This window comes from Loktanella atrilutea (assembly GCF_900128995.1).
Taxonomy (GTDB): Bacteria; Pseudomonadota; Alphaproteobacteria; order Rhodobacterales; family Rhodobacteraceae; genus Loktanella; species Loktanella atrilutea.
Map to the genome: position 1 here is coordinate 1 of NZ_FQUE01000042.1, position 1,374 is coordinate 1,374.

General features: G+C 69.5%; 2 protein-coding genes and 1 pseudogene. All 3 read right to left on the bottom strand.

Features of this window, described 5'->3' with window-relative positions; all coding sequences use genetic code 11:
* On the bottom strand, nucleotides 1-329 hold a 329-nt coding region (locus BUA54_RS20430; RefSeq protein WP_178352820.1), incomplete at its 3' end, for a sugar phosphate nucleotidyltransferase.
* Nucleotides 326-1,186, bottom strand: a complete 861-nt coding sequence (gene rfbD / locus BUA54_RS20435; RefSeq protein ID WP_072859070.1) for a dTDP-4-dehydrorhamnose reductase — start codon at nucleotides 1,184-1,186, stop codon at nucleotides 326-328. The genes BUA54_RS20430 and rfbD, both read right to left, overlap by 4 nt.
* Nucleotides 1,183-1,374, bottom strand: a pseudogene (locus tag BUA54_RS20440) (dTDP-glucose 4,6-dehydratase); the annotation flags it as partial. The pseudogene BUA54_RS20440 and the gene rfbD, both read right to left, overlap by 4 nt.

Here is a 1,374-nt window from a genome sequence, read left to right on the forward strand (position 1 = left end):
CCCAACACCATCGCCGAGGCAGCCCCATCGAGAAAGTCCTCGCCCACCAGATAGGCCTGCGCCAGACCGTCGGGGCTCGGCTGCACCAGCCAGGTGATCTCAACGCCCCATTGCGACCCGTCCCCCAGCAAGTGTTGAAACTGCGCCTGATCGGCGGGCGTGGTGATGATCCCGATCTCGCGGATACCGGCCAGCATCAGCACCGACAGGGGATAGTAGATCATCGGCTTGTCATAGATCGGCATCAGCTGCTTGGAGAGGCCTTGTGTGATCGGCCAGAGCCGGCTGCCGGTGCCGCCGGCCAGGATCAGTCCCTTGCGCTGGGTCATGCGTGCGTCTCCTTGATGATGCGCGTCAGGGCGGTCTGCCAGTCGGGACGGGCGATGCCGAAGGCCGTCGTCAGGCTGCTGCAGTCCAGCCGGGAATTGGCAGGGCGTGCGGCGGGGGTGGGATAATCCGCGGTGGTGATGTCGGTGACGGTGACATCGCGCCCTGCGGTGGCAAAGATCGCGCGGGCGAAGTCCGCCCAGCTGAGATCGGGCGCCCCGCTGAAGTGATGCACCCCGCCCTGCCCCGTGCCCTCCACCAGCGCCTGCGCGATGGTGAGGCAGGCGTCGGCGATCGCATCCGCGGGCGTTGGGCCGCCGATCTGATCGGCGACGACGGACAGGGTGTCGCGGGTCTCCGACAGGCGCAGCATGGTGGTGACGAAGTTCTTGCCCGTCCCGTCGAACACCCAGGCCGTACGCAGCACCACGGCGCGCGCACCGCTCTCCAGGACCGCGCGTTCCCCCGCCCGCTTGGTGCGGCCGTAGGCGCCCAGCGGTGCGGTGGGGGCATCCGGCACCCATGGTGCACCGGCACTCCCGTCAAAGACGTAGTCGGTCGAAATCTGGACGAAGGGCAGACCCCGCGCCGCGCAGGCCCGCGCCATGGCGCCGGGGCTGTCCGCGTTGACGACCTGTGCCGCGGCCTCCTGGTCCTCCGCCGCATCGACGGCGGTCCAGGCGGCGGCGTTGATGACGGCATCGGCGTCGGTGGCCATGACGGCCGCGGCACAGGCCACGGGATCCGACAGGTCGGCCTGTGCCCGGTTCAGGGTCTGCACCGTGACGCCACGGGTCGGGCCCGCCAGCGCCAGCGCCCGTGCCACCTGCCCGGTCTCACCGAAGACAAGGACCTTCACGCGGTCGCCTTGCGGGGCGCAGCTTCGTCTGTACCAAGTCGGACACCGACACCGGCGCGCTGTTGCAGCGGCTGCCACCAATCGGCGTTGTCGAGATACCAGTCCACGGTCCGCTCCAGACCCTCCTGCAGTTCCAGCGAGGGCTGCCAGTCCAGCTCGGCCCGGATGCGAGCGGGGTCGATGGCGTA